Source organism: Pinirhizobacter sp. (genome assembly GCF_035317885.1).
In the GTDB taxonomy this organism is placed as follows: domain Bacteria; phylum Pseudomonadota; class Gammaproteobacteria; order Xanthomonadales; family Rhodanobacteraceae; genus Pinirhizobacter.
On the sequence record NZ_DATHFX010000445.1, the window covers coordinates 1 to 2,942 of the forward strand.

The window sequence follows — 2,942 nt, forward strand, 5'->3', positions numbered from 1 at the left end:
GTCGGCGCCCCCTGGATCGCCCCCCATGACCCGCTGAAGGTCGATATCGTCAACCAGATGCAGGAGCCCGGGCCGGAATTCTGGTTCGGCACCGACCAGTCGGGCCGGGATATCCTCAGCCGCATCATCTGGGGGGCCCGCGCATCCATCAGCGTCGCGGCCATCGCCGTCATGATCGGCATGGCGGGCGGCGTATCGCTCGGCCTGATGGCCGGCTTCTATCGCGGCGGCTGGCTGGAGCAGATCACCATGCGCTTTCTCGAGGCGATCGCCGCCATCCCGATCCTGATCTGGGCGATCGCCCTCGTCGGCATCTTCGGCGTTGGCGACGCGCATTGGGGCCCGTTCACAGTGGGCAGCGAGCTGAAACTGTCCGTGCTGCTTGGCGTACTGTACATCCCCACGCTCGCCCGGGTGACCTACACTACCGCGGCTGTCGAGTCCCAAGCGTATTACGTTCTTGCCCGCCGGCTGCAGGGCACCTCCAGTCTGCGCATCATCGTATCGGACGTGCTGCCCAATTGCCTGTCGCCGGTCATCGTCCAGAGCACGCTGCTGCTGGCCATCGGCATTGTCATCGAGGCGTCCGTCAGCTTCGTTGGCCTTGGCGTGCAGCCGCCGACGCCAAGCTGGGGCAACATGCTGGCCGACGCGCGCAACTACCTTCTGTCGGGCGATTGGTGGTTGTCGGTCTTCCCGGGCGCCACGATTTCGGTTTCAGTCGTGGGGTTCAACCTGCTGGGCGACGGTCTCCGGGACCGGCTCGACCCACGCCATGCGACGGCAGCACTGGCGACATGACACCGCTGTTGCAAATCGCTGGACTGCACGTGGCTTTCGGCGCGCGGGATCGCTGGCGCGAGGTCGTGCGCGGCGTCGACCTGCGCATCGCGCCGGGGGAGGTCGTCGGGCTCGTCGGAGAAAGCGGATCTGGCAAGAGCTTGACCGCGCTCTCCATCATGCGGCTGCTACCGCCCGGCGCGCGCGTCAGCAGCGGCCGTATTACCTTTGCCGGTACCGATCTCGCGACCCTCAGCAATCGCGCCATCAATGCCCGGCGCGGCAGCGACATCGGCATGATTTTCCAGGATCCGTTGACGGCGCTGAATCCTGCGATTGCCGTCGGGCGGCAAATCGTTGACAGCTTGCGAACGCATCAGGAGCTGGGGCGTAAGGCTGCTTGGACACGCGCTGTCGAACTGTTGAACCTGGTGGGCATACACCGCCCGGCTGAGCGGGCGCACGCCTACGCGCATGAGCTGAGCGGCGGCATGCGCCAACGTGTCATGACGGCCTTGGCCGTGTGCAACGACCCAAAGCTGCTGATCGCCGACGAGCCGACCACTGCACTCGACGTGACAGTACAGGCGCAGGTCATTGCCATGCTGGACCGCATCCGGCGGGAGCTTGGTATCGCCGTGCTGTTCATTAGTCATAACCTCGATCTGGTGGCAGGAATCGTCGACCGCGTATCGGTGATGTACGCCGGTCGCGTCGTGGAGAGCGGCGCGGTTGAAGATGTCTTCGACACGCCATGGCATCCGTATACACGTCAACTGCTGCGCTGCATCCCGAGGTTGGACGGCAAGACCGGGCCGATGCCGACGATCCCTGGTCTTCCGCCCCGGTTAGGCACCGAGCTGCCCGGATGCGCCTTCGCGTCTCGCTGCCAAGTTGCGCAGGAGCGATGCAGCCTGGAGATGCCGCCGATGCGGCGCAAGGACGGACACCTCAGCGTTTGTTGGGAAACTCCGACGTGAGCGAGACGCTGTTGGAGCTGAAAAGTATTCGCAAGGAGTATCGGCTGCGACAGCCTCTGGTCCGGCGGCTGCGCGGCGAACTAAAACCCAGCGTGGTCGCAGTCGATGGAGTATCCCTAGCGGTCCCGAAGGGCGCTGTGTTCGGCCTCGTCGGCGAGAGCGGCAGCGGCAAGTCGACCCTCGCGCAGATCATGGTGCGGCTGATCAAGCCAACATCAGGCCAGCTCAGTTTCCGGGGCGAAGACGTGCTTCGCATGAATAGCGCGAGCTTGAGGGCGTTCCGGCATGGCGTCCAAATGGTTTTCCAGGATACCGGGTCGTCCCTGAACCCACGCAAGCGAGTGGGACGAACGGTGGCCGAGGCACTGGCCGCGCGCGGAGCCACGGCCGCCGAGCTGCCTCGGTTGCTGGACCGGGTAGGCCTGGATGTGACGCTTGCCGGTCGGTTCCCGCACGAGCTCTCTGGCGGGCAGCGGCAGCGAGTAGGCATTGCGCGGGCGCTGGCAATGGCGCCGGAGCTTCTGGTGGCAGACGAACCCGTGTCGGCACTGGATGTGTCGTTGCAGGGCCAAATTATCAACTTGCTGCAGGAATTGAACGCCGAGCTTGGGCTGACGATCGTCCTGATCAGCCACGACCTGGCAGTAGTGGCCCGGGTTTGCTCGGCGCTGGCCGTGATGAGGCAGGGCCAAGTGGTAGAAGAAGGGATACCGCAGCAGGTACTAAGGTCGCCACGACACGCTTATACGCAATCACTGCTGGCGGCCGTACCTCGAGGACTGGACGGAAGACGGGGGGCGGACCGGCGGGGAGTCTAACGTCTGCAGACGTTAGACTTAGACGTTAGACTTTTGTACCCGGGCTGTTCCAACTGTGGAAAACAAGCAACCAGCATAAAACGCTGTTCCGCTTGCATTCTAAGATGGTGCCCCCGGTCGGAATCGAACCAACACTTCCGTGAGGAAACCTGATTTTGAGGGGCGATGGACAGCCTATCCTATCTCCAGCCGGCAGTACGCCACGGTACGATAAGCGCCTGATCTACCTGGCATTTCCACTTCGTATCGTGAACCAATCCTGGCCGGTCGTACGCCACGGTTGGATTTCTGGCTGCACCTATTCCGCACCTGAAGTCTGGCCTCGTCGGAGGATAGGAATGCCAAGACTCAAGCTCACGAAGAC

Annotated in this window: 3 protein-coding genes; all 3 read left to right on the top strand. The window is 63.5% G+C overall.

Going from position 1 to position 2,942, the window contains the following annotated elements; all coding sequences use genetic code 11:
- Positions 1-801 (top strand): ABC transporter permease (locus VK519_RS14665; RefSeq protein WP_324350957.1); only part of this gene is annotated, 801 nt, incomplete at its 5' end.
- A complete protein-coding gene (locus VK519_RS14670; RefSeq protein ID WP_324350958.1) occupies positions 798-1,760 on the top strand; it encodes an ABC transporter ATP-binding protein in 963 nt (320 codons plus the stop codon). The genes VK519_RS14665 and VK519_RS14670, both read left to right, overlap by 4 nt.
- Positions 1,757-2,578 carry an ATP-binding cassette domain-containing protein gene (locus tag VK519_RS14675; RefSeq protein ID WP_324350959.1) on the top strand — a complete coding sequence of 274 codons (822 nt, stop codon included), beginning with the start codon at positions 1,757-1,759 and terminating at the stop codon, positions 2,576-2,578. Before VK519_RS14670 ends, VK519_RS14675 begins: the two co-directional genes overlap by 4 nt.
- The last annotated feature ends 364 nt before the right edge of the window (positions 2,579-2,942 follow it).